Source organism: Microcoleus sp. PH2017_08_TRC_O_A (genome assembly GCF_020738665.1).
In the GTDB taxonomy this organism is placed as follows: Bacteria; Cyanobacteriota; Cyanobacteriia; order Cyanobacteriales; family Microcoleaceae; genus Microcoleus.
Genome location: NZ_JAEQCE010000135.1, coordinates 1 through 26,451, shown reverse-complemented (window position 1 = coordinate 26,451; position 26,451 = coordinate 1). Strand labels below are relative to the sequence as shown.

General features: G+C 46.6%; 27 protein-coding genes. 16 read left to right on the top strand and 11 right to left on the bottom strand.

Features of this window, described 5'->3' with window-relative positions:
- Window positions 1–143: 143 nt before the first annotated feature.
- Window positions 144–809 (top strand): response regulator, encoded by a 666-nt coding sequence (locus JGK22_RS31065; protein WP_293177811.1) that lies wholly within the window; start codon window positions 144–146, stop codon window positions 807–809.
- 143 nt (window positions 810–952) lie between these two features.
- On the opposite strand, the gene JGK22_RS31060 is transcribed toward JGK22_RS31065, so the two are convergent.
- Together JGK22_RS31060 and JGK22_RS31055 are read right to left on the bottom strand one after the other, a co-directional pair.
- Window positions 953–1,678 carry a pentapeptide repeat-containing protein gene (locus tag JGK22_RS31060; RefSeq protein WP_293177786.1) on the bottom strand — a complete coding sequence of 242 codons (726 nt, stop codon included), beginning with the start codon at window positions 1,676–1,678 and terminating at the stop codon, window positions 953–955.
- 165 nt (window positions 1,679–1,843) lie between these two features.
- A complete protein-coding gene (locus JGK22_RS31055; RefSeq protein WP_293177783.1) occupies window positions 1,844–3,043 on the bottom strand; it encodes a phosphoglycerate kinase in 1,200 nt (399 codons plus the stop codon).
- A 185-nt stretch (window positions 3,044–3,228) separates the two neighbouring features.
- Here JGK22_RS31055 and JGK22_RS31050 point away from each other — a divergent pair, with 185 nt between their 5' ends.
- From JGK22_RS31050 to JGK22_RS31040, 3 genes are all read left to right on the top strand, one after another.
- A complete protein-coding gene (locus JGK22_RS31050) occupies window positions 3,229–3,639 on the top strand; it encodes a universal stress protein (protein WP_293177780.1) in 411 nt (136 codons plus the stop codon).
- Between the two features lie 376 nt (window positions 3,640–4,015).
- Window positions 4,016–4,873, top strand: coding sequence for a ribosome biogenesis GTPase YlqF (ylqF, locus tag JGK22_RS31045; RefSeq protein WP_293149305.1), 858 nt, complete (start codon window positions 4,016–4,018; stop codon window positions 4,871–4,873).
- A gap of 72 nt (window positions 4,874–4,945) precedes the next feature.
- On the top strand, window positions 4,946–6,559 hold the full coding sequence (locus tag JGK22_RS31040) for an adenylate/guanylate cyclase domain-containing protein (RefSeq protein ID WP_293177777.1): 1,614 nt from the start codon (window positions 4,946–4,948) through the stop codon (window positions 6,557–6,559).
- A gap of 225 nt (window positions 6,560–6,784) precedes the next feature.
- Here the strand turns inward: JGK22_RS31040 and JGK22_RS31035 are convergent, their stop codons facing one another.
- Window positions 6,785–7,606, bottom strand: coding sequence for an MOSC N-terminal beta barrel domain-containing protein (locus JGK22_RS31035; RefSeq protein WP_293190001.1), 822 nt, complete (start codon window positions 7,604–7,606; stop codon window positions 6,785–6,787).
- Between the two features lie 215 nt (window positions 7,607–7,821).
- On the opposite strand from JGK22_RS31035, the gene JGK22_RS31030 reads away from it, so the two are divergent.
- Entirely contained in the window at window positions 7,822–8,535 is a 714-nt protein-coding gene (locus tag JGK22_RS31030; protein ID WP_293177771.1) for a carbonic anhydrase, read from the top strand.
- Window positions 8,536–8,662: 127 nt separating this feature from the next.
- On the opposite strand, the gene JGK22_RS31025 is transcribed toward JGK22_RS31030, so the two are convergent.
- On the bottom strand, window positions 8,663–9,850 hold the full coding sequence (locus tag JGK22_RS31025) for a glycosyltransferase family 2 protein (protein WP_293177768.1): 1,188 nt from the start codon (window positions 9,848–9,850) through the stop codon (window positions 8,663–8,665).
- A gap of 461 nt (window positions 9,851–10,311) precedes the next feature.
- Between JGK22_RS31025 and JGK22_RS31020 the strand changes: the two genes are divergently transcribed.
- Complete coding sequence (locus JGK22_RS31020) at window positions 10,312–10,581, top strand: GlsB/YeaQ/YmgE family stress response membrane protein (protein ID WP_293177765.1); 270 nt, start codon at window positions 10,312–10,314, stop codon at window positions 10,579–10,581.
- A gap of 316 nt (window positions 10,582–10,897) precedes the next feature.
- Here JGK22_RS31020 and sppA read toward each other — a convergent pair whose 3' ends face one another.
- From sppA to JGK22_RS31005, 3 genes are all read right to left on the bottom strand, one after another.
- Window positions 10,898–12,718 carry a signal peptide peptidase SppA gene (sppA, locus tag JGK22_RS31015; RefSeq protein ID WP_293214253.1) on the bottom strand — a complete coding sequence of 607 codons (1,821 nt, stop codon included), beginning with the start codon at window positions 12,716–12,718 and terminating at the stop codon, window positions 10,898–10,900.
- 386 nt (window positions 12,719–13,104) lie between these two features.
- Window positions 13,105–14,154, bottom strand: a complete 1,050-nt coding sequence (gene fni / locus JGK22_RS31010) for a type 2 isopentenyl-diphosphate Delta-isomerase (protein WP_293242127.1) — start codon at window positions 14,152–14,154, stop codon at window positions 13,105–13,107.
- 65 nt (window positions 14,155–14,219) lie between these two features.
- Window positions 14,220–14,903: an SDR family NAD(P)-dependent oxidoreductase gene (locus JGK22_RS31005; RefSeq protein ID WP_293314421.1), complete on the bottom strand. Its 684-nt coding sequence runs from the start codon at window positions 14,901–14,903 to the stop codon at window positions 14,220–14,222.
- A 78-nt stretch (window positions 14,904–14,981) separates the two neighbouring features.
- Here JGK22_RS31005 and JGK22_RS31000 point away from each other — a divergent pair, with 78 nt between their 5' ends.
- On the top strand, window positions 14,982–16,091 hold the full coding sequence (locus tag JGK22_RS31000; RefSeq protein ID WP_293190009.1) for an S-(hydroxymethyl)glutathione dehydrogenase/class III alcohol dehydrogenase: 1,110 nt from the start codon (window positions 14,982–14,984) through the stop codon (window positions 16,089–16,091).
- Between the two features lie 90 nt (window positions 16,092–16,181).
- Window positions 16,182–17,036, top strand: a complete 855-nt coding sequence (gene fghA / locus JGK22_RS30995; protein WP_293220012.1) for an S-formylglutathione hydrolase — start codon at window positions 16,182–16,184, stop codon at window positions 17,034–17,036.
- A gap of 139 nt (window positions 17,037–17,175) precedes the next feature.
- Here the strand turns inward: fghA and JGK22_RS30990 are convergent, their stop codons facing one another.
- Window positions 17,176–18,090 (bottom strand): branched-chain amino acid transaminase, encoded by a 915-nt coding sequence (locus tag JGK22_RS30990; RefSeq protein ID WP_293177748.1) that lies wholly within the window; start codon window positions 18,088–18,090, stop codon window positions 17,176–17,178.
- Between the two features lie 288 nt (window positions 18,091–18,378).
- On the opposite strand from JGK22_RS30990, the gene JGK22_RS30985 reads away from it, so the two are divergent.
- Window positions 18,379–18,747 (top strand): Lin0512 family protein, encoded by a 369-nt coding sequence (locus JGK22_RS30985; RefSeq protein WP_293177745.1) that lies wholly within the window; start codon window positions 18,379–18,381, stop codon window positions 18,745–18,747.
- Between the two features lie 254 nt (window positions 18,748–19,001).
- Here JGK22_RS30985 and JGK22_RS30980 read toward each other — a convergent pair whose 3' ends face one another.
- Complete coding sequence (locus tag JGK22_RS30980; RefSeq protein ID WP_293177742.1) at window positions 19,002–19,418, bottom strand: hypothetical protein; 417 nt, start codon at window positions 19,416–19,418, stop codon at window positions 19,002–19,004.
- A gap of 78 nt (window positions 19,419–19,496) precedes the next feature.
- Window positions 19,497–19,799, bottom strand: a complete 303-nt coding sequence (locus JGK22_RS30975; protein WP_293177739.1) for a hypothetical protein — start codon at window positions 19,797–19,799, stop codon at window positions 19,497–19,499.
- 144 nt (window positions 19,800–19,943) lie between these two features.
- Here JGK22_RS30975 and JGK22_RS30970 point away from each other — a divergent pair, with 144 nt between their 5' ends.
- From JGK22_RS30970 to JGK22_RS30960, 3 genes are all read left to right on the top strand, one after another.
- Window positions 19,944–20,408 carry a YqhA family protein gene (locus JGK22_RS30970; protein ID WP_293177736.1) on the top strand — a complete coding sequence of 155 codons (465 nt, stop codon included), beginning with the start codon at window positions 19,944–19,946 and terminating at the stop codon, window positions 20,406–20,408.
- Between the two features lie 198 nt (window positions 20,409–20,606).
- The gene (locus JGK22_RS30965) at window positions 20,607–20,846 is read left to right on the top strand and encodes a ChaB family protein (RefSeq protein ID WP_293314419.1); all 240 of its coding nucleotides are present in this window, start codon (window positions 20,607–20,609) and stop codon (window positions 20,844–20,846) included.
- A gap of 404 nt (window positions 20,847–21,250) precedes the next feature.
- Complete coding sequence (locus tag JGK22_RS30960; RefSeq protein ID WP_293177730.1) at window positions 21,251–21,970, top strand: methyltransferase; 720 nt, start codon at window positions 21,251–21,253, stop codon at window positions 21,968–21,970.
- 123 nt (window positions 21,971–22,093) lie between these two features.
- Here the strand turns inward: JGK22_RS30960 and JGK22_RS30955 are convergent, their stop codons facing one another.
- Entirely contained in the window at window positions 22,094–23,194 is a 1,101-nt protein-coding gene (locus JGK22_RS30955) for an iron-containing redox enzyme family protein (protein ID WP_293190021.1), read from the bottom strand.
- Window positions 23,195–23,205: 11 nt separating this feature from the next.
- Between JGK22_RS30955 and JGK22_RS30950 the strand changes: the two genes are divergently transcribed.
- From JGK22_RS30950 to JGK22_RS30935, 4 genes are all read left to right on the top strand, one after another.
- Window positions 23,206–23,337, top strand: a complete 132-nt coding sequence (locus tag JGK22_RS30950; RefSeq protein WP_293190023.1) for a hypothetical protein — start codon at window positions 23,206–23,208, stop codon at window positions 23,335–23,337.
- Window positions 23,338–23,503: 166 nt separating this feature from the next.
- Window positions 23,504–24,064, top strand: coding sequence for a Uma2 family endonuclease (locus JGK22_RS30945; protein WP_293190025.1), 561 nt, complete (start codon window positions 23,504–23,506; stop codon window positions 24,062–24,064).
- A 336-nt stretch (window positions 24,065–24,400) separates the two neighbouring features.
- Window positions 24,401–25,459: a potassium channel protein gene (locus tag JGK22_RS30940; protein WP_293177721.1), complete on the top strand. Its 1,059-nt coding sequence runs from the start codon at window positions 24,401–24,403 to the stop codon at window positions 25,457–25,459.
- 674 nt (window positions 25,460–26,133) lie between these two features.
- Window positions 26,134–26,451 (top strand): ISAs1 family transposase (locus JGK22_RS30935; protein WP_293292730.1); only part of this gene is annotated, 318 nt, incomplete at its 3' end.

Below are 26,451 nucleotides of genomic sequence, written 5' to 3'. Positions count from 1 at the left end.
TCGGATTCGACCTGTTCTGTCAGCCATGACGGAATTGCGATCGTTACATCTCCAGCATTGCACAGCTATGTAGAGAAATGTTCAGCGTAAAAGAATCAGCCGCAGTTTCAAGAACTGTCAACTGGAATTGGTGCAAGGCCCTCATGGAAAGAATATTAGTAGTTGACGACGAAGCAGACTGTCAAACAGTCTTGGCAATGTATCTCGAAAGCCAAGGATACCGGGTTGAATGCGCTAATTCAGGAGTTGAGGCGCTCTCAATTTTTGAAAATGCCCCCCCAGATTTGGTGATTTCAGATGTGATGATGCCGGAAATGGACGGGTTTGAGTTTTGCCGGCGCTTGCGTACTACACGTTTGGGACAGTTGGTGCCGTTTATATTTTTGTCTGGTCAAGGCGAAATTGAGGCAAAAGTTGAAGGTCATGCGATCGGCGCTGACGATTATCTGGTAAAACCTTTTCAGTCTGAAGAAATCTTGGCTAAGGTGAAAGCTCAGTTAGAGCGCTCCCACCGCATTCACGCCGAGATTGTCCGACTGCTGCAAACTTCTACCGCCCTGGCGGTGGAGCCCAAAGTTGTCGCAGTATTGCCACCACTAGCACCTTTGCCTCTAACACCAGCCGAGGAAAGAGTTTTTTGGGAGGTGATCCAGGGTTATACTAACAAACAAATTAGCGATCGACTGTTTATTAGCCCCCGCACCGTCCAAGCTCATTTAGGCAGCATATTCAGCAAACTACAGTTAGAAAATCGCGCCCAGCTTGTGAGATTTGCCCTAGAAAGGGGATACAAACCACCTCAAACTTAGCTCCGGTCTCAACTTACGGTGTACCAGCCCTTAATTACCCGCAATAAAAACGGTTTGTAGTGAGGACTTTAGTCCTCATAATCTGAGGACTAAAGTCCTCACTACAAACCCATCTGATTGTCGTCGTTCGAGAGAACCTGATATTATTCCAAATTCAAAACACAATAAGGAAAACTCGTCGTCACGCAAACCATCGGCCCCAAATTTGTACCCCGCAAATTTGCACGTTCCAAATCAGCCTGCCGCACGTCCCTCGCCGCATCGATATTTGTCCCGGTCAATTGAGCTCTAGGAAGCCTGGTATTTGACAGAATAGCATTCTGCAAATTAGTATCGCGCACGTCAGCAAAAGACAAATCAGCCCCGCTTAAATTAGCGCGATTCAAATTCACTCTAAACAGCAGCGAACGTCGCAAATCTGCATTCGACAAATTAGCTTGCAGCAAATAAGCTTCGCCCAAATTAGTATTAAAAAGCTTAGCACCGCGCAAATCAGCTCTCGTCAGATTTGCCCGCCCCAAAAAAGCATTAGACAAATCCGCATTTCGCAGATTAGCGCTGTCCAAGTCGGCACCATACATTTCAGCATTAACCAAGTTAGTATTTGCCAAATTAGCACCACTTAAATCTGCTTCTAGCAAATTAGCTTCGTAGAGATTAGCTCCGCTTAAATCAGATCCTCTTAAATTAGCTCTGTACAAACTCGCCTTAAACAAATCAGCATTTCTCAAATCGCAGCCCTCACACTCCTTAGTTTCTAGCAACTGTTGGACGTGATCGGGATTTTGAGCTTTCACGGGGGGTGCCAGCAAAAACGGCGCTAAAACTGCTACAGTTGCCGTTACACTTGCCAAGATTTTAAATTTCACAAACAAACCTCACTGCCACTTCAGATCGATCGTACTCGCAAACAGTAAAATTTCAACCCATTTCCCTCACTCTTTTCTCCCTCTCTGCGTTCTCTGCGCTCTCTGTGGTAAAAAGAATAGCATTCGCCGCAAGGCGGGCAACAAAGCCCGCCCCAGTCAACTTAATTAAGCCTCATCTAAAGCCGCAACACCAGGCAATTCCTTACCTTCTAGCAGTTCCAAACTAGCGCCGCCACCAGTAGAAATGTGGCTCATTTCTGGCCCCAGATTCAACTGTTCCACAGCCGCCACCGAGTCACCGCCACCGATAATCGTGGTAGTACCAGTCTTAGTAATTCCAGCCAAAGAATGAGCAATTCCTTCAGTTCCCGCAGCAAACTTTTCCATCTCAAACACGCCCATCGGCCCGTTCCAGATTACCGTTTTGCAATCAGCCAAAGCATCTTGGAAAGTTTTCACAGAATCCGGGCCGATGTCCAAACCCATCCAACCGTCGGGAATGCTCTCAACGGAGACAGTTTGAGTGTTGGCGTCAGCAGCAAACTTGTCAGCAACTACCACATCAGTAGGTAACAGGAAAGTAACTCCCCGTTCCTTTGCCTTCGCTTCCAAAGACTTAGCCAGTTCGAGCTTGTCATCTTCCACCAAAGACTTGCCAACGTTCAAACCGCGAGCTTTGTAGAACGTGAACACCATGCCGCCACCCAGCAGCAATTTGTCGCACTTTTCGAGCAGTTTTTCGATGACTCCAATCTTGCTGGAAACCTTAGAACCACCGATGATAGCAGCTAAGGGACGTTGCGGATTGTCGATCGCACTACCGAGATATTGCAACTCCTTCTCCATCAAAAACCCAGCCACCGAAGGACTCAGATACTTAGTCACACCCTCAGTCGAAGCGTGAGCCCGGTGAGCCGTACCAAAAGCATCATTGACATACAAATCAGCAACAGAAGCTAACTTCTTGGCAAATTCTGGGTCATTTGCTTCCTCTTCAGGGTAGAAGCGGACATTTTCCAGCAAAATCACATCGCCATCAGCCATCGCCGCCACAGTAGCAGCCACTTCATCACCAATACAGTCGTTAGTCTTTTTGACTTCCTTCCCCAACAATTCCGACAGCCGCTTAGCAACCGGAGTCAAGCGCAACTTCTCCGTCACACCCTTGGGACGCCCGAAGTGACTGCACAAAATGACCTTAGCGCCCTTCGACGCTAAATCCTGAATAGTCGGCAGAGCAGCCCGGATGCGAGTATCATCGGTGATATTGCCGTTGTCGAGCGGCACGTTAAAGTCCGCGCGCACCAATACCCGTTTGCCCGATAAGTCCGATGCCGATAAATTTGCTACAGTTTTTTTTGTCACAGGATTAACCTCCTAATATTTGTGTTTTTGTCTAATTCCGTTGAAATGGCGGCACTCGTCACTTGCACTTGGGGCCTCGGGCGCATTCAACCGCGCCCGTACAAAAAACGGAAGATGAAACAAACGGCACTGATTTGGCTCAACGTAAACATTTTATCGGAGTCCGTGTCCGGGAAATGCGAACTATGTTCAAGACTGTCTTATTTCCTGTAGATCAAAGCCGAGAAGCCCGCGAAGCGGCGGAAAAGGTTGTCAATATTGTGAAAACCTACGCTTCTCGTTTAGTTATTCTGTCGGTAGTCGAACCCCCAGCCGAGGAGGGTGAGGCACCGCGAGAGGTGATGAGTTCCCCCGAAGCAGTCGCCAAACTGCTGTCTGAAGCCCAGTCGATGTTTTCCCAGCAGGGAATTGAAGCTGAAATCATCGAACGAGAAGGCAAACCTGCTTTCACGATTTGTGATGTGGCTGACGAAGTTGGGGCTGATTTGATTGTGATGGGCTGTCGTGGGATGGGTTTAACTGATGATGGTGCGTCTGACAGCGTTACCAGTCGGGTGATCAATCTGTCTCCTTGTGCAGTTTTGATTGTGCCTTAGTCAGTTGACAGTTGACAGTTGACAGTTGACAGTTGGCAGTTGACAGTTGGCAGTTGACAGTTGACAGTTGGCAGTTGACTCCGAAAGCAGTTGACAGTTGGGGCGGTGCCCCGCCTTGCTCGCCCTCTTAGTTGACTCCGAAAGCAGTTGACAACTAACAACTGACAACGAACAACGAGAGCATCTCAGTTTTGATTTTGTAGTGCGAGCTTAAGAGCTCGCTTGCTGTTAAAACCAAGCGAGCTCTTAAGCTCGCACTACAACAAAAAAATGCTTTTTGCAAAAATTGAGATGCTCCCCGAACAACTGACAACGAACAACGAACAACTGATAACTGACCACTAACAACTAACAACTAACTAATAACTAATAACTAATGAAAATTCACTGGTATCCCGGTCACATTGCCAAAGCTGAACGGGCATTAAAAGAACAGCTAAAGCGGGTAGATGTGGTGCTCGAAGTCCGAGATGCCCGCATTCCACTAGCGACTTACCACCCCCAAATGCCTACCTGGGTGGGCGGTAAGGCGCGAGTGTTGGTCATCAACCGCATGGACATGATTACGCCTAGAACCCTCGATGCGTGGGAAACCTGGTTTGAATCTCAGGGCGAAACTGCTTATTTTACTAACGCCGAGCACGGTCAAGGAGTACACGATGTTTCCGATGCTGTCCAGGAGGCTGGGGTGCAGCTAAATAAACGCAGATTCGATCGAGGAATGCTACCCCGTCCAGTCCGCGCCGTGGTGATGGGCTTTCCCAATGTCGGCAAATCTGCTTTAATTAATCGCCTTTTAGGGCGCAGAGTAGTAGACAGTGCCCGCAGAGCTGGAGTAACTAAATCGCTCCGATGGATTCGCATTTCTGACGAAATTGAGTTACTAGACGCCCCCGGAGTAATCCCCACCCGGATTAACAATCAAGAAAATGCCATAAAATTAGCTATTTGCGAAGATATTGGCGAAGCAGCTTACGACAATCAGGTAGTAGCAGCAGCTATGGTTGATTTGCTCCTCGGGCTGGAGGCGGCTGATGACACATTGATATCAGTATCTGGTTTCAAATCTCGGTATAAATTAGATATAGGATCTAGCAATGGTGAAGATTATTTGCACGAAGTAGCAAAAGACAGGTATAAAGGAGATGTCGAACGAACGGCGCGGCAGATGTTAAACGATTTTAGAACTGGTGTGTTGGGTCAGCTTACTTTGGAGTTGCCGCCAGCTTTATAAGACTTGTAGGAGATTTGATCTGATGAATTCAAGTCTTATCAAAGCCTTGAAAATTCAACAGCGGTGCTGTCTATGAATGAACTGAATCTGGAACTTCAAATTAATGGAATCATCGAAAAAACCGTGCCTGTCGAAGGCGAGCAATTTATTATCGGTAGGTTGCTAGAATGCGATTTGCAACTGCCTTTTTCTGACATTTCCCGGCACCACACCCGCTTGTTTAAAATAGCTTCAGGGGAGTGGCTAGTTGAGGATATGGGCAGTACCAACGGGACGCTACTAAACAACAGTCCCCTCAACCAACCTCACTTAGTCAATCAGGGCGATGTGATTTATCTGGGACACCGGATTAATTTGATTGTCGTTTTGCCCGATCGCTCTGACCCCCAACTTCCTGAAATCGGCACCATGCCCGAAGGAGTGACTATCCTCGGCAAAGCTAAAGAACTGCAAAAACAGTGGATAGAACCAGACACAAAACTTGAAAAAAATTACGAACAAGCTATCTCGCGTTTAAAATACTTAGTCGATATTGCGAAGTATTTAAACACCGCTGAATCCATCGAAGCAATTTTCGATCAAGTCCAGCAAATCGTGTTCCGCGATATCAAAAATATCGAACGTTTGGCACTATTAATAGACTTTCAAAATAACGGCGAACTCGAAGTAGTTAAGACTGCCGCCAGACCCACTGCCAAAAATAAATATATCCCTGCTGACGGCAGTTGGATCGGCCGGACTATTTGCCGCAAAGTATTAGACGAACAAGTTGCTCTCAAAACTGCCGACGCTCAGTTTGACGAACAGTTTGACGACAATATAAGCATGATCGATAAAGGAATTCGCACGGCGATAGCTGTTCCTCTCTGGGATGAAAATACAGTTTTTGGAGTGCTTTACGGCGACGCTCAACTGACTTCTAGAGAGTGGTATCTGGGCGGAGATGAAGACTTGAGCTTTTTTTCAGCTTTAGGAAATATCGCTGCTTCTAGCGTGCAGCGGTGGCTGCTGACACAAAAACTCCGCACCCAAGAAACTATGCGGCAAAGATTGGAACGCTATCACTCTCCGGCTGTGGTGCAGCATTTAATGAATACGGGGACTTTAATTGACCACCGCCTGCCGCCTGTGGAACGCGAAATCAGCATTTTGTTTGCAGATATTGTGGGCTTTACTGCGATGTCTGAACGCTTGAGGCCCCCTGAAATTGCCCGGTTGCTGAACAATTTCTTTGAGGAAATGCTGCAAGAAGTTTTTGGGGAAGGAGGAACTTTAGATAAGTTTATTGGAGATTGTATTATGGCATTTTTTGGAGCGCCGGAACCTCAACCGGATCATGCCGATCGCGCGGTGGCTGCTGCTTTGGGAATGCTCAACCGTCTTGACGAACTCAATGCAAATAAGAGTTTGGGCGAACCGCTGCAATTGCGGATTTCTATTAACAGCGGCAAGGCAATAATTGGTGATGTCGGCAGTTCTAAAAGAGTTGATTATACTGTGTTGGGTTCGACTATTAATCTGGCTGCTCGGATGGAGGGAATTTGTCAGCCTGGGGAATGCGTGGTGAGCGAAGCTACTTACACGTTGCTGCGATCGCCCCAAAGTTTTGAGCCGATGGGAGATTTCCGCTTTAAAGGAATTGACAGACCGATCGTGGTTTATAGTACCAACAGAAATTTAAGGTAATGGGGCATGGGGCATGGGGCATGGGGCATGGGGCATGGGGCATATTGATTTGGACTAACGGAGGACACTCCAAAAGCCGTTTCCCTACCCCAAAATAATCGTCATGCTTGCAAGAGATGTAACTAACGCCCACTTAATTGTAGGGAAACGGCACTGCCGCGTCCTGACTCTGGGTAATATTAATTCCGGTGTTACCGGATTTGATATGAAGTCATCATAAAACTTTTATAACTGATCGGGAATGGTATTAAATAGGGAGTTTTTGACGCTGAGGATTTGAACTTCATCTCCTATGTGTACTATTTTTCCGGCTGATTGAAGTGGCACTCGCGTGTTAACGAGCAGCCGACTAAAGTGATTGAAATGCCCTTTTTTTTGCAATTCAGGCATGATTTCATTTTGCTTGGCTGTTAGCATAGTTTTCAAGTTTGGATAAGCTTCTTGAGCAGCAGAATTTCGGTTGGATTGCAGACAGGGCTGACCGGGATTAATACCTTCAAATATTACTGGCCCTATTTTAAACCTGACAACTTCATCGGCTGCTCCGAAAAGTCGATCTTCCCAAAAAGCCGGGACATCTCCTATTTCAATATTAGCTCGCAAGCGATGGCGCATTTCGTTAACGCAAACTCTGGGAAACCAAGATGCTACTTCGGCTATTGTTGCGGTACTGATAATGCTTGGCCCGGGTGCTGCGGTATCATCGGGAAAGCCTGCGAGCAAGTTTTCAATTAATTTGACCGGGAAACCGAAGTAGTTGCTCAACCAAGATTCTATTGCGGGGCGTTCTCTATCTACATGAAAAAATATTTCTTGTTCGGTGTCTTGAATTTTCAGACCGGCGATTCTCTTTTTTATGTCAAATGATAGGCGCAGAAAATGGACTCCGCTGTTGCGCTTAGCGTTAACAAATGCTCCGGAAAGATCGCAGATGGCAAAAGAGCGATCGCCTGCTAGAGCTCCGCTGGCAAGAATATTAGCTTGACTGACAGCTATGCCGTCAAGGGACTTGACCGGATAGATATGAATGCTGGCGACGTAAGACATTGTGATTCATTGATAAATAATTGTTGTTTTAGATACACTATAGCATCCTCCGCAGGCAGAATGATGACCGCAGTTAATTCCATGAAATTACAAGGGGCGATTTTTTATTAGTTTATATTTGGCAGCTACTTGTAAAGAAAAAGTAAAGAATTTTTGCTGGGCTGATGGGAAATATTATACTAATAAATATAAAACAATTAACCGAGTTGCAAGCAATGACCGACTCAAAAAAAATAGGCAAGATGTCGAGGCGGAGTGCGATCTGGATGTCAAGTGCAGGGGCGCTGGTGGCAACCATGGCCCCAGGGCTGTTCAAAACTGAACCGGCCTATGCAGAAGGAGTAGTCTCAAACATCACTCCTGAGGCCGCACTCAAGAAATTGATGAACGGGAATCAGCGGTATATTCACCAAAAACGGACATTTCCCGACCAAAGCCGATCGCGAATTACCGAAGTAGCAAAGGGTCAACATCCGTTTGCAACCATCCTTGCTTGTTCTGATTCGCGGGTAACACCCGAAATTATTTTCGACCAAGGATTGGGGGATTTATTTGATATCCGAGTAGCTGGAAATTTTCTCGACGACGGGGTTCTCGGAAATATGGAATATGCCGCATTAGAATTAGGCGTTCCGCTATTAGTAATTCTGGGTCACGAACGCTGCGGTGCTGTGAAAGCGGCTTTGGATGGTAAAGCTGTGCCGGGTCACATTAGCACTTTGGTGGCGGCGATTAAACCAGCCGTTGATGCTACAAAAAATCAATTGGGCGATGCTTGGGATAACGCAGTCAGAGCTAATGTAAAAATGAATGTAAAAAAGTTAAAATCTGCGTCGCCTATTTTGGCTGAAGCAGTGAAAGCGGGAAAGCTTAAAGTTGTTGGGGCGCGCTACGATTTGGACAGCGGCAAAGTAGAGATAATTGCTTGATTTTGTTGGTATTTTTCGCAATTTGTAGGGTTAATGCCAAGAGTGCTTACCCCTCTGGGATCGATGGGAAACTACCGACGATTGCCCCTACAAATGACCTACTTAACGAGAAAGTAGATATGCAGGTTTAGATTAAACCCATTTCTTGCAGTCCGCGGCGCAGGCGTTCTGCTTCAAAGGGGCGGCGCTGTTCGTGAAGGGCGATCGCTCTTTTGAATTCTGCTAAACTTTCGGGCATTTTGCCAATTTTCAGCAGCGCTACTGCCAAGTTTTGATGGGCTTCGGCGTGTTCGGGATCGATTTTAATGGCTTGTCGGTAATAGGCGATCGCATCTACCAAATTTCCGGTTGCCTTCAAAGTCAGTCCTAAATTGTAGTGACCTGGTGCAAAATTGGGATCTATTTTTAAAGCTGCTTTGTAAGCTTTTTCTGCTGCTGGCAAATCTCCTTCATCTTTGAGCAGATTGCCCAAATTATTGTAAGCACCTAATTTGAGCGCCGGGAAAACATCTGTATTAATTGCGAGTTGATAGTGTTCCTTGGCTTTGGCAAATTGCTGTTGCTGGCGGTAAGCAATGCCTAAATGATAGTTAAGTTCGTAAACAATAGATTCATCAATTGTCGCCGCAGTCAATCCCCTAGTTAATAAATTAATGCCCCGCGCGATTTGCCCGCTTTCTACGTACAGCGCGCCTAATTTGCTGCACGCATAAGCATCGTTTGGATAATAAGCTATATAGCGTTCCATTGCTGTTTGAGCTTTTTGGAATTTGCTTTTTGCTGCGATCGCATCTTTGTGATAACCAGAGTGCCAAATCGCCACATCGGGGAGAGAAGCTATTTTCCACTCTGGTTCGCGCTGCAAAATCTCAGCCACGCTGTCGTCTACCATGGCGTGGTAAGGGCGAGAAAAGCGGATGCCGGGGCGATTGCGAAACAAACGCGACACTAGGGAATAGGGTGATTGAGATGCACCGATTTCTTGGCGGATGAGATTGATTAGCAACAGTCGATCGCTCTTAATTGCCTGCTGGATCTGAGGTACAATCTCCGGTACCAGCACCTCATCGGCATCCAACACCAAAATCCAGTCGCCCTGGGCGTGCTTCAGAGACTCGTTGCGCGCCGCTGCGAAGTCGTCGCACCATTCAAAGTCATAAACCCTCGCCCCGGATTCTCGGGCTATTTCACGAGTGCGATCGCGCGAACCGGTATCTACCACCACAATTTCGTCAACAACACCCTTCACGCTGTCCAAAGTCCGCGACAGTGTTGCTTCTTCATTCTTGACGATCGTGCACAGTGTCAGATTCATCGGGGGCCAACTTTCCTAATTTGACAAAAATATTGTAATTTTTTTACCAGTAAAACACAAAAAGTCCCAGAAAAATTTTTCCTATTGCCCTTCGGCTTTGAGCATAGGTACCTTTCTTCCTTAGAAAAATTTGGTTGTACCAACCGCACCCAACGGTTGGGACGTTCTGAAATTGCACTTTATATGAGTAGTCGATTGCTTCTGTCCTAAATAAATAAAGCCTTCTATCCTAGATAATTAAAGGCTTCGTTCTTAGTTGTGCGCTCTACGTTATGCATTCTTAGTTGTGCGTTCTTCAATAACTCTTTTGACATATTAAAAAGCCTTAAATTAGGACGATTCATGAGAAATTCTACCTCTATCGGTTCATCCCTACGGTAGAGGAAAGGACGGGATATCAGTTGTTATTCTTAGAACATAAGACAAGGCAGACGAAAGTTAAACACTCAGGAGAAAAAGAAATGGGAATTATTGCTTGGATCGTTTTAGGACTGATTGCTGGTGCGATCGCCAAAGCCATTTATCCGGGAACTCAAGGTGGCGGTTTTGTCGCAACAACAGTTTTAGGAATTATCGGCGCGCTGGTGGGAGGTTATTTAGGCCAAGTCTTTGTGGGGACTAGCGCGGGAGCATCCTTCGGAGCATTAACTGTACCCAGCATAGCTTTTGCAGTCATCGGCGCGATCGTGGTACTTTTCATCTGGGGATTGTTGACTCAGCGTGCTGCATAATAAATATTTCCAATTCCCAGTCGATCGTATAGGGTATTCATAAACCCGGTTTCTTGAGGAAACCGGGTTTTTCAATATCGGAGTCGGCGGTTGAAACTCGGCGGTTGAAACTCGGCGGTTGAAACCGCTACTACACAGACAAAACCCGCCGACGCGGGTTGAAGAGTAAAGACAACTCGGCGGTTGAAACCGCTACTACACAGACAAAACCCGCCGACGCGGGTTGAAGAGTAAAGACAAACTCGGCGGTTGAAACTCGGCGGTTGAAACCGCTTCTACACAGACAAAACCCGCCGACGCGGGTTAAAGAGTAAAGTTAATTAATCCGCAAGTCGAAAGGTAAGCGAACGTAAATCCCTTGCGGGTCATTCATCGACTTGATAACAGCCAATTCATCCTGCATTTTCTTAACTTCTGCACTCAGCGGATCGAGTTTGGTGGCTGGTTTCAAAACGCGAACGCCGGATATTCTTTCCAAAATTTGCTCTTCCAAACTGCGGCGTTTTGGATATTCTTCTAACTGCCAATCGTCGCCTAGCTTAGCTTGCTTAGCTGCTTCTCTAACGGCATCTTCTAGGCCGCCAATTTCATCGACTAAGCCCAACTGTTTCGCAGCCGTACCAGACCAAACTCTGCCTTGAGCAATTTCTTGCACCTTGTTTTTTGGCAGTTTGCGGGAGTCGGCGACTTTGGTGATAAATAGATCGTAAATGCGATCGACTATTCTCTGAATATTCGCCAATTCTTGAGGATTTTTGGGGCGGGAAACCGTGTTAGTATCCGCAAAACGGGCGGTTTTTACCACGTCCCAAGTTATGCCGTTGTTAGCAGCCAACTTTTCGGCATTGAATAGCATCCCAAAAACGCCGATGGAACCAGTAATCGTACTGGCTTCGGCAAAGATTTTGCTAGAACCCATCGAAATCCAATAGCCGCCGGAAGCTGCTAAATTGCCCATCGATACGATAACTGGCTTTTTTTTGCCTGTCAGCGCGACTTCGCGCCCGATGACTTCCGCAGCCGTCGCGCTGCCTCCAGGGCTGTTGACGCGCAGAACTACTGCTTTTATGTCGTCATCTTCTCGGATTTTACGCATTTCTTCAGCGATGCGATCGCCCCCTACTTGAGTCGGGCCGCCTTCGCCGTCTACAATCTCACCTTCAGCGTAAAGGACAGCAATTTGGTTTTTCTTGTGAGCGCGAGTAGAGTTTTTACTCTCAGCAACTCTTGCGTAGTTTTTCAAACTTATTTGCTTGAAAGATTTATCTTCTGCATCGGTTCCTGTTAGTTTTTTCAGTTCTGTTGCAATTTCATCAAAGTAGACAACTTTATCAACTAACTTGCCTTTGAGAGCTTCGTTAGCCATCAAAGTTCCGCCATTATCTGCAACTGCTTGCAGTTGGGGAACGCTCAATTTGCGGCTCGGCCCGACAGTTTTTAAGTATTCGCCCCAAATATCTCCCAGCAATTTTTGAGTTTGCTGGCGATTTTCCGGGCTCATTTTTTTGAGCAAAAACGGTTCGACGGCTGACTTATATTTACCGACGCGAGTGACTTGAACTCCCACGCCGTATTTTTCCAAAGCACCAGTCCAAAACATGGCTTGACTGCTAAAACCGTTGAGTTCTAGAGAGCCGTAAGGATTGATAGCAATTGTATTTGCAACGGAACCGAGGTAATAATCTCGCTCATTCCAGTCCATTTCGTAAGCAAAAATGGGTTTTTTGGCATCTCGGAAACGCTGTAATGCCGATCGAACTTCTTTGAGATTAGCAAACCCGCTGCTGCTGGAATCCGAACTGCCTTCGAGATACATCCCCACGATTTTCGGGTCTTTTTTCGCAGATTCGATCGCATCTAAAACAGTCCGCAGCGTCACAGCATCGCCGGATTCATCCGAAAGTGCTTCTTGAATCGCCGCGCTCGTGCTGCGGCTCGGTTTGCTATCGGTGATATTTAGAGAAAGGTCTAATACCAATACAGACTTATCTTTAACTTGCGGGCCTGAATCTTTAGACGACGATGCCGCCAGAGCAATTAGCAGTACCAGTCCTCCCAATCCGATGCCGCCCAGCAGCAACAATCCCAGGAAGGTTCCCAGCAAACTTGCACAAGTATATTTTAGGAAATCTTTCATTTAGATAATTAGTCAGTTGACAGTTGACAGTTGACAGTTGACAGTTGATAGTTGATAGTTGACAGTTGATGGTTAACAGTTACAGTTGGTAATTGGTAATTAGCAGTTGGTAATTAGCAGTTGTTATTTGTTATTTTTGAATCTCTCCCAATAATCAGTAACTACTGACTACTGACTACTGCCAACTGCCAACGGGAGCATCTCATTTTTGAAAAAAGCATTTTTTATATATAGTGCGAGCGTCCCCGCTCGCGAGTATTATACCGCTCGCGAGCGGAGACGCTCTATAAATGCAAAACTGAGATGCTCCCACTGCCAACTGCCAACTGCCAACTGCCAACTGCCAACTGCCAACTGTCTACTGCCAACTGCCAACTGACATACTTTTATCTTAACCTTTCCAAAACCCCAGAATGTTTTAACTCATCTAAGTTAGCGCAGCCCGTACAAAACATCACAGTAGCGATTTCTGCAATTAAAACCTCAGCTAGAACACCTGCTGCTGATTCCGATGCTGCGGCTGCTTCCAGAAACGGCCGCGCCAGCCCCGCCACATCCGCGCCGAGGGCGATCGCCTTGGCTGCATCCAAGCCGTTTTGCAAGCCCCCAGAGGCAATCAGGGGAACATCTGGCGCTACGGCGCGGGTGCTGACAACGCACTCGGCTGTCGGGATTCCCCAGTCGGCAAAGGTGGCGCCCAACCTCCGCTGCTTGCCGTCTTTGGCTCGCTCTCCTTCTATTTTGGCCCAAGAAGTGCCTCCGGCTCCGGCAATGTCGATCGCGCTTACCCCAGCCGATCGCAATTTCTGTGCCATTTTTCCAGAAATACCGTTGCCTACTTCTTTCGCAATCACCGGTACTGGTAATTTATCGCACAATTTAGCAATTTTTTCGAGCAGTCCTTTAAAATTAGTATCGCCTTCAGTTTGAACGCACTCTTGCAGCGGATTGAGGTGTAAAATTAGGGCATCTGCTTCCAGAATATCGATAATTTTTTGACACTCTTCCAAACCGTAATTGTAGTTTAATTGAACCGCTCCGATATTAGCAAATAGCAGAATATCGGGAGCGCGGCGGCGCACTGCAAATGTAGGAGCAAGTTGAGGGTTTTCTACGATGATGCGCTGGGAACCGACTCCCATCGCCAGTTTGTATTCCTGAGCGACATCGGCGAGGCGATAATTAATGGTCTGGGCTAGTTCTGTGCCACCTGTCATTGAGGAAATTAGCAGCGGAGCGCCTAGTTTTTTGCCGAGAAATGTGGATGTGAGATCGATTTGGGTGCGATCGATTTCTGGCAAACAGCAGTGAGTAAAACGGTAGTGTTCCAGTCCGCTGGTAGTTTCGCGAAATTGTACGTCTTCTTCGAGACAGATCCTGAGGTGGTCTGCTTTGCGGGTTTCGGTTTGCGAGGGCGAGGTTAATGGCAAGTTCACAGTGGCTGTTGGGGGAAAGAGTTATTAGTTGGATCATACAGGAATCTTATTTTACTATTTTATTGTTATCCTGGAACGGTCATCGGCATTCCATTATCCGAAGGTTTCAATTTCAGTAAAAAAGGCACTGCTTTTTGCACCCATGCTTTGACAGGCGTATAACTTGCCGCGTGTTCTCCGAAAGAAATTTCCAGCATATCGGTGTGAATTATGCCCGGATTCAAAGGAATCGCTGCCATGCCTCGCGGGAGTTCTTGGGCGAGCGATCGCGTCAATCCTTCGATCGCCCACTTAGAAGCGCAATAGGGCGCGACTTCCGGCGAAGTTGACCTTCCCCAACCCGAACTAAAGTTGACAATTATGCCACTTTTTCGAGCAATCATTGCCGGGACAAAGTGGCGAATCACATTAGCTGTACCTTTAATATTAACATCAATTACCTCAGAAAACTCTTCATTACTGATATTCCACAGAGGCGCGGAATAATTAGTTATAGCTGCATTGTTAATCAGCAAATCTGGCAGTTGCTGCTTTGCCAAAATTTCTGTAGCCCAAGCTTTGACTTGCTCGTCGCTAGCGACATCCAAACAAGTAAAATGATGGGGCGCGCGATATTTTTGTTTTAGTTTTTCCACTGCTTCCGAAGAGCGGGCGCATCCTAAAACTGTGTGTCCCAATTCAATAAACTTTTCGGTCATGGCGAGACCGAGACCGCGACTGACTCCGGTAATTACAATTAATTTTGTCATAGAATTGGTGCTATTTTTAGATTAAGTAATAGAATACATATTGACGGAGCATTTAACAAATCATCCCAGGGGGAAAGCATGAAAGTAAAAGCAGCAGTTGCTCGCAGTGCCGGCCAACCTTTGACCATTGAAACGGTCGATCTAGATGGGCCGCGAGATGGTGAGGTGCTGGTAGAAATTAAAGCGACGGGTGTTTGTCACACCGATGCTTATACTCTTTCCGGCGCCGATCCCGAGGGTTTGTTTCCGGCAATTCTCGGCCACGAGGGAGCCGGGATTGTTGCGGAAGTTGGGGCGGGAGTGACAAGTGTCAAAAAGGGCGATCGGGTAATTCCACTTTACACTCCCGAATGTCGCAACTGCGCGTATTGTTTGAGCGGCAAAACGAATCTCTGTCAAGCAATTCGCCTCACTCAAGGGCAAGGCGTAATGCCCGATGGCACGAGCAGATTTTCAATTAATGGCGAGAAAATTTTCCATTACATGGGAACTTCTACCTTTGCTAATTATACAGTATTGCCAGAAATTGCGGTAGCGAAAATTCGCGATGACGCTCCCTTTGACAAAGTTTGTTTGATTGGCTGCGGCGTTACAACTGGCATCGGCGCTGTCATCAATACTGCCAAAGTAGAACCAGGTTCTAATGTCATAGTTTTTGGTTTAGGCGGCGTGGGTTTGAATGTAATCCAAGCAGCGCGCCTGGTGGGAGCCAACATGATTGTCGGCGTAGATATGAATCCCGACAAACGAGCAATGGCGAAAAAATTCGGCATGACTCACTTTGTAAATCCCCGCGAAGTTGAGGGCGATTTAGTGCCTTATTTGGTAGATTTAACCAAAGGCGGAGCTGATTACACTTTTGAATGTATCGGCAACGTTAATGTGATGCGCCAAGCTTTGGAATGCTGTCACAAAGGTTGGGGTGTGAGCGTGATTGTCGGAGTAGCGGGAGCCGGGCAAGAAATTAGCACCCGCCCGTTTCAATTAGTAACTGGTAGGGTGTGGAAAGGCACGGCTTTTGGTGGCGCGAAGGGCAGAACCGATGTTCCGAAAATTGTTGATTGGTACATGGATGGTAAAATTGATATTGATAGTTTGATTACCCAGATTATGCCGATCGAGCAAATTAATGACGCCTTTGATTTGATGCACCAAGGAAAAGTAATACGCACAGTTTTAACATTTTGAACAAAAATATTTCTCTCTTCTCTCTTCCTCTGCGCCCTCTGCGCTCTCTGCGGTAAAAAAAATCTAATTCACAAATGAAATAAAATTAACATGATCTCAAAATCCCTAAAACTGGAAAAACAATATAAAAGTTTGGGTGGCAAACTCGGCTTTTACAGCCATCAATCATCCGCCTGCAACAGCGAGATGAAATTCACTGTCTACCAGCCACCACAAGCCGAATCACAACCCGTACCAATCCTCTATTACTTGTCAGGATTAACCTGCACGGAAGAGAATTTTATGGCAAAAGCGGGGGCGCAACAATGGGCAGCCAAATATGGGTTAATGCTGGTGGCGCCCGACACTAGCCCGCGCAATACTGGCATTCCAGGGGAAGCGGACAATTGGGATTTGGGAAGCGGCGCGGGTTTTTATGTGGATGCGACAGCCGCACCTTGGAATTCTCACTATCGAATGTACAGTTATGTGGTTGATGAGTTGCCGAATTTAATCGCGTCAAACTTTCCGGTGATACGTGAAAAACAGGGAATTTTCGGGCATTCGATGGGCGGACACGGGGCTTTAATTTGCGCGTTAAAAAATGGCGATCGCTATCTTTCTGTTTCGGCTTTTGCGCCTATTTGCGCCCCTGTCCGCAGCCCTTGGGGACAAAAAATATTTGGACACTACCTCGGTGGCGATCGGGAGAATTGGAAGGCTTGGGATGCTAGCGAATTAGTTTTGGAACAGCAATACAAGCGCCCGATTTTGATTGACTGCGGTACGGATGATTCGTATCTAGCTGACGGGCAATTGTTGCCGGATATCTTTGCTGCTGCTTGTGCAAAAGTGGGACAGCCGCTGACTTTAAGGATGCAGGAAGGTTACGATCACAGCTATTATTTTGTGGCGAGTTTTATGGAGGATCACATTCGCCATCATGCGGCTGCCTTGTGCGAGTAAAAAAGTGACTCGGCGGTTGAAACCGCGACTACACACACGAAGTCTGCCTCCGCAGACTAAGAGATCGAGGGGGTATTTAACCGGATTTGGTATTTAACCAAATCCGGTTAATTTACTTCATGGATCCTTGAGTATCGCGTTAATTCAGACTAATCGCAAATACCCACTCTTTGTACTTGCTATCGCGATTTTCGATAATCCCCGTCAGTTTGTCCAAAATCTTTTCGGTGATGGGTCTGTTTTTAGGCAATTGATAGTTTTCTACTCGGTTAATTGGCGTAATTTTGGCGGCGGTTCCGCACAGAAAAATCTCGTCTGCAATCAACAGTTCTGATTTGTCAACTGGTCTTTCTGTGACTTCAATCCCCAAGTCTCTGGCGATGGTGATTACGCTATCTCTGGTGATTCCTTCGAGAATATCTTGATCGAAACCGGGAGTAACTAATTTGCCATTTCGGGCGACAAATATGTTCATTCCTGAAGCTTCGCTGACTTTTCCCTGAGTATTCATCATGATAGCTTCGTCGAAGCCGGATTCTACTGCTTCGGTTTTGGCTAAGGCTGAGGTGATGTAGGCGCCGCTAATTTTACCTCTTAGTGGCAAACTGCGGTCTTCTTGGCGGTACCAAGAGCTAATTCTACAGTTGACTCCTTCTTTTGGCAAGTAGTCGGAAAGTTCTAATCCGTAAACAAAGAAGTCTGTGTCTACGTTGTGCAGTCTGGGGGCTATTCCTAAACTTGATGTGTAGATAAATGGACGGATGTAAAATGATTTTGTTGGCTGATTTTTTTTAACAAAATCAGTGATTACTTGTTGGATTTTGTCGGCGGGAATATCGCAGTGGAGGAAGCTGGCACTTTGACTTAATCTTTGACAGTGGCGGTCTAATCTAAATAGTAAGATGCGATCGCCATTTTGGGGGTCGGGAATTCCTCGCAACCCGCCTAAAACTCCGGTTCCGTAGTGCAGGGCGTGGGTGGCGATGGAGATTTTGGCGTCGGTAAATGGGAGAAATTGGTTTTGAAAGTAGGCGATGGGGAGAAAACTATCCATGATTCAAGCTGGCGATGAGTTGGGCAGTCCGCGAGGAATGGTGATTTTGGTTATATTACCATAAGTTATGCGATTTTAAATTTGGGATTTGGGATTTGGGATTTGGGATTGACTGATGAACTATGAGTTTTGAGATGGTCTGCTGTTGGATTGTTTTTTTTGAACTGGGATGATTGTTGTGTTGCGATCGTGATTTATAAAATAATATAAATTGCGGTCGGTTTGGTTGATAATTGTTTTGAGAAAGAGTGCGCTCGACTGCGAGCAAAAATCAAGGAAGGAGTAACTGTGGCACGTAAATGTTTCATCATTGAAATGGGGATGGGTATCGACCAGCACGGGCAGGAACCGACTGTCGCGGCGGCTAGGGCTGTACGAAATGCGATCGCCAATAATGCTCTGCTAGGCGTCTGGGAAGTGGCGGGTTTGACTGACCCCAATCAGATGATTGTTGAGGTAAAGGTGGCTGTTCCTTACCCGGAACAAGTGCGGCCGGATGATGTGTTGGCGGTGCTGCCTTTTGGTAGCAAAACTCTGATTGTGGAGCAAGGGGGCATGATTGTGCCAGGAAGGGCGATCGCCTCTCTGAATGATAAAAATGATGAAATGTTAATCGCTGTGGCGGCTGTGACTGTTTTTGTGGACAATCAGCAGTAACTAATAGTGTGTTGTTTGAATAAATCGGCGGGCGCGCAAGTGCGATCGCCCGTCGGTGAGAAAATTATTAATTTAGCCTAAGTTTCGCAGCAGCAAGAAAAGAGTCCGATCGCGTGAAAGTGCGATCGGACTCTAGCTAATTATTGCGGCTGAAGCGGGCTAGAAGCCCATCCCACAAAAATCTTTTTTCTTGTGGGATGGGCTTCTAGCCCGTCCCAAAATTTGGTTAAAAGGATTTTTGCAAGAGGTCTATTCTAGTTGCTGGGGCTATTGCGAGTGTTGCTAGGGCCGCCGGCATCGTTATTGTTGCTGGGGACAGTAGAGTCGAAAGGACGGCCGCCCGGATTGGTATTGTTGTTCGGATCGCTCACAGGAGCTTCCGAAGAACGATCGGGATTGTTATTGTTGCTGGGGCTATTTGTAGAGTCCGAAGGACTGCCCCCCAAATCGTTAGTGTAGTTCGGATTAGTCGAGTCAAAAGGACGGCCGCCGGGATTGGTATTGTTGTTGGCGTCGATCGCAATCAAGCCCGCAGAATTAGAATTGTTCGAGTCGTTAGTCTGGCGGTTCAATTCTGCGAATCCGGGCACGGCGAGCAAGGAACTAACGCCGGCAATTCCGGCAACAGTAACCAATTTTACGAACAAATTTTGGCGATTTGGTGAAGTCATGAATTTCTAAGCCTCTATGTTTTCAAGTTTTCAATAGTACGCGCGTGCGAATCTATCCCGAGCGTGAATCGCCCGAAACTACCGACGAACCGACGCTGCATCGTCTTTTTTGCGAAACAAGTTGAGCAAACCTAACGCGCCCAAGGCACCCAGCCAGCCCAGATTGTTGGGGCGATCGCGCCGATCGCTCAAAACTCCAGAATTAGTCTCAGTCGGCGCCGAAGTTGTACCGCTGGTACCGGTTGTACCTGTCGTACCGCTAGTACCCGTGCCTGCACCGCCTCCCGACTGGGCAGAAGCAGGCACTGCTAAGGAAACCGTTGCTAAACCTAAAGTACAAGCCCCTGCTAAAACAACTTTCAACAATTTAGAAGATTTCATGGTTATGCTTGCTTTTGCCTTGTAGAGTCCTGCGATCGCTTTTGATTGCAAAACCTTATGGTCAAATTGACAACGGAACGTACAACTCTTTTCATATTCGCTACGGGATAATGAAGGTAAGAGAGCAAATTTAGTCCCGTTTCCTTGATTGTTTTTCCAATTGAAACTTACCCCACAGACTCAATAGTTTCTAAGCTATTACCTTTGGTCTACGGCGCGCTGGAAACAGTCGCTACCATCGGCCACATTCTAACTACAGGAGCGGTTTCCAGCGAAAACTCCAAACAACTGATTCTGTCCTTGATCGAAGTTGTAGATTTGTTTCTGTTAGCCACAGTATTTTACATTACTGCCCTCGGACTTTACGAGCTGTTCATTGACGAGCGCATAAAAGTACCCCACTGGCTGGAAATTCACAGCATCGAGGATCTCAAAACCAAGCTCACCAGCGTGATCGTCGTTGTATTGAGCGTATTGTTTCTCGCTGAGGTAGTTAGGTGGAAGGGCGATCCGAACATCCTTCCCTTGGGAGGGAGTATCGGTTTAGTAATCGCTTCGCTGACGTATTTTCTAAGTTCGCAGGTGAAAAAGCCGAAGTCAGATTTATAGCTGTGCGATCGGCAAAATTACCCAAATTCCGTGCCACCAGCAACGGCAAGCAAGTTCCTTTTTCTGAAACTAATAAATTTAAGATTACATCGGTCTTCGGACTGAGATAAATGCTGTCTTAAATTTGCTTTTAGAGAGAGGAAGGTAGTTGTTTATTCTATATAAAATAGCATTTATGTTAAAAAAAAGGAGACCATTATGCCAGAACAACAATTTGACACATTACCTTCAGAAGCACAACAACTCCCCCAAGGGGCGCAGAATATTTTTCAAGCTGCTTTTAAGAGCGCTAGCGAAGATGGAATGAGCCAAGATGCTGCTACTCGCGTTGCTTGGAACAGCGTAAAATCAGAGTATGTTCAAGGTGACGGCGGGTGGCATCACAAGGGCGACGATACTAACCAAACCCGCAAATCTGTACAGTCTGGTGGCAATTAGTCATTAGTCATCAGTCATGACTCAGAAGTGCGAGCGTCCCCGCTCGCGAACGTTATCAGTTCTATCGTGTCCGCTAAAATAACCTCGATCGGGTTTGAGCGTTGGGACTTGAGTCATCTCTCGTCTGATGAGGAATGAATTCCCAACGATCGAACCAATATGATTGAGGTTCGATCGTTTGGAATTAAGTCCGCATTTTCCGAGGAATTAAGTCCGCATTTTCCGAGTAATGAATTCCTCACTACCAACCAAGCAGTGTATTGATAAGTTAATAAGCATTGACGATCGCAGCAGATAAAACAGCAAGAGAGAGATTTAAAAAGTTTATAAATAGCTCTTGCGACAGATGGCTTCACAATTATTTATTAGATAACTTTAAAAAAGTAAACTTTGTTACAGAATTTATGCTCACTTCATCCCATCCTCTAAAACAGGTATTTCATTGCCCTGAAGAATCTGATTTTTACTCGCACTGCTTGGAAAGTTTAGTGTTAGATACCGCTGACAATTCTCGACTTATAGTAGAATTTGGTTCCGGAGAGGGAAGTCCAGTTATTAAGTCTTTGGTCAGAACTAATTTTGACGGAAAAATACAAGGATTTGAGTTAAATAAGGTTGCGTCGAAAATTGCTGAGTCTCAAATTAAGCAATATCAACTGAGCGAACAATACACTGTCCAAAATTGCTCTTTTTTTGATTCGCCTTTATATCAGTCGGCGAATTGTATAATTTCAAATCCGCCTTACTTGCCGGCGGCGGATGACAAGCTCTATCAGCCGCTGTTGCACGGCGGGACTGATGGTTCTACAATTGCTAAAAAACTTTTATCTTTGGGCTGCGACAAAGTTTTGCTGATGGTTTCGAGCTATTCTAATCCTGTGGGTTTGATCGATGATGCCTTGGATCGAGGCTACTCGGTGGCGAATTTTGAGATTGCACCTCTAACTTTTGGCTATTACAGTTCGGAACCGAAGGTGAAAAGCGCGATCGCCAATCTGCAAAAACAGGGCATGGCTTTTTATTCGGAAAATATCTATCTGCTGGCGGGAGTTTTGTTTCAGAAGCAGCAAAAGTCGCCCAGAGATTTGTCGATCGAGCTAATTCAGTTAATGACAGCCTTGTAAAATACAGCACGGATCGATCGTTCGTTGTTTTATCGGTGGGGGCGGGTTGATTAGATTGTGGGTTGAGTGGCAATTATTGTCTGTGAACCCGCCCCCACCCAACGGCAAATCCCCATCTACGTGTCAATTGTGTTCTGCTGCTTGGATCGATCGCACTACAGCCAACGCAGCCCGATCGCCGATCGACTTCTCTTGATCGTAGCCCAACACCAATTCCCACCCATCCTGCGGGTATTTGTCAACCAGCGGGATCGCCACCTCATCAAGCATCCAGCGCCCGTGACGCTCATCTTCTCGGATGTGGAGTTCCCAATAACCCATCGCAGCCTGGGACAACCCCAGGCGCTGCGCGGCGCCTAGATAATTGCGGTAAGCGACGGGCCCAGCCACCTCAAAATAAGTGAGTCCGCCGTTGTAGCGCAGAAAGTGGCGCTTGCGTTCGGTAAGCAGGAAGTTGTGGTTGATGCTGGAGAGCACTTCCCAAGGTACTAAATCGAAATACGCCTCCGGTTCTGTGCTCATCCCGAATTCTGCCATCATTTGGGCAAAATAGGTCGAGTGCTTGCGGGGTAAGCGACCGCCGCCGTATTCTTCGATCAGCACCCGCGTCAGGGTTGACTGAATTTCGTTGCCTGCCCCGCCGAGGATGCGGGAAAGACGGCTGGCTTCCACTAAACCGTCGAAGGAGGCGATCGCCAGCAGGTGTCTGTATCCCGCTGCTGTCATCTCTTCTCGCAGGTAGCGATCGATCTCAGACAGCGGAGGATCGACATCGACGGCTGCACGATCGCGCAGGGCTTGCTTGACATTCTCGATGTTTTGCACGGCTGCAACGTCGATTTGGGCGATTTCCCACTGCTGCCAAGGTTCTTCGATGCGATCGCGCACTCCTCGCAAATAGTGCGATCGTTCGTTGTTGTAGCGGCGCAAATCGTCGTACCAAAACAAGTTGAGGCGGTTGATGCGGTACAGTACGCGCTGCAAGAAACGGTGCGCGGCCTCATCGCCCTCCGGTTGCTGATATGCCGATCGCAGCGCCACGGCGATCGCGCTTTCAAAATCGCTAACAAGTAACGGTTTTGCAGCCACCGTCTTGTCTAAATCATCCACTAGCAGCAAATTGACAAATTGGCGATCGGCTGCTTCGTAATTTGGAAGTGCGGGTTGCTTTTTAGGAAGACTCGGCGAGTCAATTTTGGGGAGTAAATCTGCGGTATTTTGCATGGAATCAAGTTATGTTAACTCAGATTATTGTGCAGCCTGCCAAAACAGCCAACCGTTGCAGATTGCTGAATATTTTGGCTGCTTATTTTCAAGATACCGAATCATTCAGCCGGACACACCTTTCTATTGATAGATATTTGTGAGTTTCCCTTCTTCTCTCCTCTTCTTTCCTCTTCTTTCGTGTCCTTCGCGCCTTCGCGGTTCGTCAAAAACAAATCCCACCAAAGTTATAATTTTTTATAACCCCTGTTAATATAGCTATGTTTCGATCGACTATAATCTAAGAACTAATTAGAGGAACGGTAAGTTATGGCTGTGCAGTTGCTCAAAAGACTTTTCACAGTAGAAGAATACCATCTGATGGGTAAAGCTGGGATTCTTTCGGAGGGCGATCGCCTAGAATTGATAGAAGGAGAACTTGTTGAAATGGCCGCTATTGGAACTCGTCATGCTTCCTCTGTGAGGCGCTTAGCCAGACTGTGCAGCCAAATTCCCGAAAATTTGGCTACTTTTGACGTGCAGAACCCCGTTCAGTTGAGCGATCGCACTGAGCCGCAACCTGATATAGTATTGCTGCAACCTCGCGCCGATTACTATTCAACCGCCCACCCCCTCCCATCGGAAGTTTTACTATTAATAGAAGTAGCTGACACTTCCATAGACTATGACAGAGATGTGAAACTTCCTATTTATGCCCGATCGCAAATTCAGGAAGTCTGGATAGTCAATTTACAGGAAAACTGCTTGGAAGTTTACCGCCAGCCGACTGTTAACGGTTACAGTTTAATGCTGAGGTTTTGGCGGGGCGATCGAGTGTCGCCGCTGGCTTTTCCCGAATTTGTAGTTAGTGTGGATTTGGCGATCGGCTAAATCAGGATTATACCATTTTAGATTTGAGATTTGAGATTTGGGAATGACTTAGTGGATATGGGTTTTAAGTTTGCTTGCAGTTGCATTATTTTTTGAATTCAGGATTATTTGCATTCTAGGCGAGCGCGAAAATACTCCTCATACAAATTGCAGATCGCACTGCAATAATTGCCGCTCGCCAATTCCAGCAACCGCCACCTCTGCGACGGGATTGAAAGTCGATCGGGCGATTTGAGATTGTAGATTGTAGATTTACTCCGAGGAACCGGGTTTCTGCCTAAGTCTTGATATGCTTAAATTTGGTAGCAGGTAATAAATAATAGGTCAGGGCGATCGGTGTATTCAACTTTAGAGCAAAAGTACCAGCGCCTGCAAAAACAGTTAACGGGCGGCATCATCGCCCTTGGCGGCATTTTCTGCACGGGTACTCTTTGGTATTGGCTGGTGGAAAAATGGCCTTTGCTCGATGCCGCTTACATGACTGTATTTACTTTAGCAACTGTCGGCTACGGTGAAATTCACCCCCTCGGAAGACGCGGGCGAATGTTTACCATGTGCCTGATTTTGATGGGCGTGATGGTGATTGGTTATATCGTCAACCGCTTTACAGAAGCGCTGATTCAAGGATATTTTCAAGAAGGAGCAAGAATTAGGCAGCAGCGGCGTTTGGTGGATTCTTTGATCGAACATTACATTCTTTGCGGTTTCGGGCGCACGGGGCGACAGATTGCCTTGGAATTTGAGGCAGAAAATATTCCTTTTGTGGTGGTAGATTCGGCGCTACAGTCGGTGCAGGCTGCTTTGGCGTTGGGGTACACGGCGGTGCAGGGAGACGCGACACTCGATGAAATTTTGTTGAATGTGGGGATCGATCGCGCAATTTGCATAGTAGCAGCTTTGCCGTCGGATGCTGAGAATTTGTACACTGTGCTGTCGGCGAAAACTCTGAATCCGAAGGTACGGGCGATCGCCCGCGCCACCACAGAAGAAGCCGTAAAGAAGTTGCAGCGGGGCGGCGCCGATGCCGTTGTATCCCCCTACATTACGGGCGGCAAACGGATGGCAGCGGCTGCTTTGCGCCCTCAGGTGATGGATTTTTTAGACGGCGTATTGACGGGTACGGATAGTTCTTTTTATATGGAAGAATTTCTGGTAGATCCGAATAGTTGTGTCTACGTCGGAGAAACTTTGAGAAATGCCAAATTGCGATCGCAATCCGGGGCATTAGTGTTAGCAATTCGACGGGCTGGCGGCACTTTGATTGTCGGGCCAACTGGAGAAACTGCGATCGAAGGAGGAGATATGCTAATTTGTTTGGGCACCGCCGAACAATTGCGCGCCCTCAATCAAATCCTCAGCCCCCTAAGTTTTCGCATCCCCCGCCCTCCGAACTAAATTGAAGGACTAAAGTCCTCACTACAAACGGGTTTGTCGTCAAAAATGCCAGTCCTCTTTTGGGGCGGTTTCGGCGGGCGAAGGAGTTAACGCCGACGATCGTTGGGGAAGTTGGCGGGGTTGGGAGGTGCGATGATCGCACGTTGTTGGGAGAAGTTTCGGTTGGGTGTGGAGATCAAGTTGAAGTCGATCCGGTTATATGGCAATACAGTTAACTTAAGAACAATCTGATTTGGGGAAAATGCCTGTATTGCCTATAAAATCGCGAGGTAAAATTCGTCAAAAAGCGTTAAGTCAACCGTATTCGGTTATATGGGGCGTGTTATGCCGAGTCCCCTTGTCGCAAGATTGAGTGGCAGTTTCAGCAAACGCAGGGATGACAAAAACATGGTTAAGGTTGTTGTCTGAGTGTCCTAATTGTGAGGCTAAGTTTAAATTTCCCGGGTTGTGGGTTGATGGTTTGTGTCAAAAGTATTTTATGGGGTTTGGGGAGATGCAGACAAAGCAAAAGAGAGTTTAAATATCTTACCCTTACTTAATTTTTCTTTTAACCTCTTTTTTCACTTTCATGCTGTAAGCAGGGCGAACGCATCTAAACTTTATATTAACAGAATATGGTATATTGGACAAGAATTATTGAGTAACTACAAAACATTTAATTAGGGTTCACCTGTATGAAACTCAAACCTAAAATTACCATCGCCGACCATTTTTTTGATCTAGAAGACCCAAGAGTCGAGCGGACGAGACATCATCAATTAATTGATATTATCACTCTCTCAATTTGTGCCGTGATTTGCGGCGCTGATACATGGGTCGATATCGAAAGTTATGGGCGAGCCAAATATGAATGGTTAAAAAAATTTTTAGAATTGCCGAATGGCATACCTTCGCATGACACAATTGCGCGAGTATTTTCTCGCCTGAATCCGGAACAATTTCAGAAATGTTTTTTGAGTTGGATTCAATCTATTAGCTGCTTAAAGGAGAGG

Coding starts and splice junctions, on each gene's coding strand:
- JGK22_RS31065 (WP_293177811.1), top strand. CDS start 144: ATGGAAAGAATATTAGTAGTTGACGACGAAGCAGACTGTCAAACAGTC.
- JGK22_RS31050 (WP_293177780.1), top strand. CDS start 3,229: ATGTTCAAGACTGTCTTATTTCCTGTAGATCAAAGCCGAGAAGCCCGC.
- ylqF (WP_293149305.1), top strand. CDS start 4,016: ATGAAAATTCACTGGTATCCCGGTCACATTGCCAAAGCTGAACGGGCA.
- JGK22_RS31040 (WP_293177777.1), top strand. CDS start 4,946: ATGAATGAACTGAATCTGGAACTTCAAATTAATGGAATCATCGAAAAA.
- JGK22_RS31035 (WP_293190001.1), bottom strand. CDS start 7,606: ATGTCTTACGTCGCCAGCATTCATATCTATCCGGTCAAGTCCCTTGAC.
- JGK22_RS31030 (WP_293177771.1), top strand. CDS start 7,822: ATGACCGACTCAAAAAAAATAGGCAAGATGTCGAGGCGGAGTGCGATC.
- JGK22_RS31025 (WP_293177768.1), bottom strand. CDS start 9,850: ATGAATCTGACACTGTGCACGATCGTCAAGAATGAAGAAGCAACACTG.
- JGK22_RS31020 (WP_293177765.1), top strand. CDS start 10,312: ATGGGAATTATTGCTTGGATCGTTTTAGGACTGATTGCTGGTGCGATC.
- sppA (WP_293214253.1), bottom strand. CDS start 12,718: ATGAAAGATTTCCTAAAATATACTTGTGCAAGTTTGCTGGGAACCTTC.
- JGK22_RS31005 (WP_293314421.1), bottom strand. CDS start 14,903: ATGACAAAATTAATTGTAATTACCGGAGTCAGTCGCGGTCTCGGTCTC.
- JGK22_RS31000 (WP_293190009.1), top strand. CDS start 14,982: ATGAAAGTAAAAGCAGCAGTTGCTCGCAGTGCCGGCCAACCTTTGACC.
- fghA (WP_293220012.1), top strand. CDS start 16,182: ATGATCTCAAAATCCCTAAAACTGGAAAAACAATATAAAAGTTTGGGT.
- JGK22_RS30990 (WP_293177748.1), bottom strand. CDS start 18,090: ATGGATAGTTTTCTCCCCATCGCCTACTTTCAAAACCAATTTCTCCCA.
- JGK22_RS30980 (WP_293177742.1), bottom strand. CDS start 19,418: ATGACTTCACCAAATCGCCAAAATTTGTTCGTAAAATTGGTTACTGTT.
- JGK22_RS30975 (WP_293177739.1), bottom strand. CDS start 19,799: ATGAAATCTTCTAAATTGTTGAAAGTTGTTTTAGCAGGGGCTTGTACT.
- JGK22_RS30965 (WP_293314419.1), top strand. CDS start 20,607: ATGCCAGAACAACAATTTGACACATTACCTTCAGAAGCACAACAACTC.
- JGK22_RS30960 (WP_293177730.1), top strand. CDS start 21,251: ATGCTCACTTCATCCCATCCTCTAAAACAGGTATTTCATTGCCCTGAA.
- JGK22_RS30955 (WP_293190021.1), bottom strand. CDS start 23,194: ATGCAAAATACCGCAGATTTACTCCCCAAAATTGACTCGCCGAGTCTT.
- JGK22_RS30950 (WP_293190023.1), top strand. CDS start 23,206: ATGTTAACTCAGATTATTGTGCAGCCTGCCAAAACAGCCAACCGTTGC.
- JGK22_RS30945 (WP_293190025.1), top strand. CDS start 23,504: ATGGCTGTGCAGTTGCTCAAAAGACTTTTCACAGTAGAAGAATACCAT.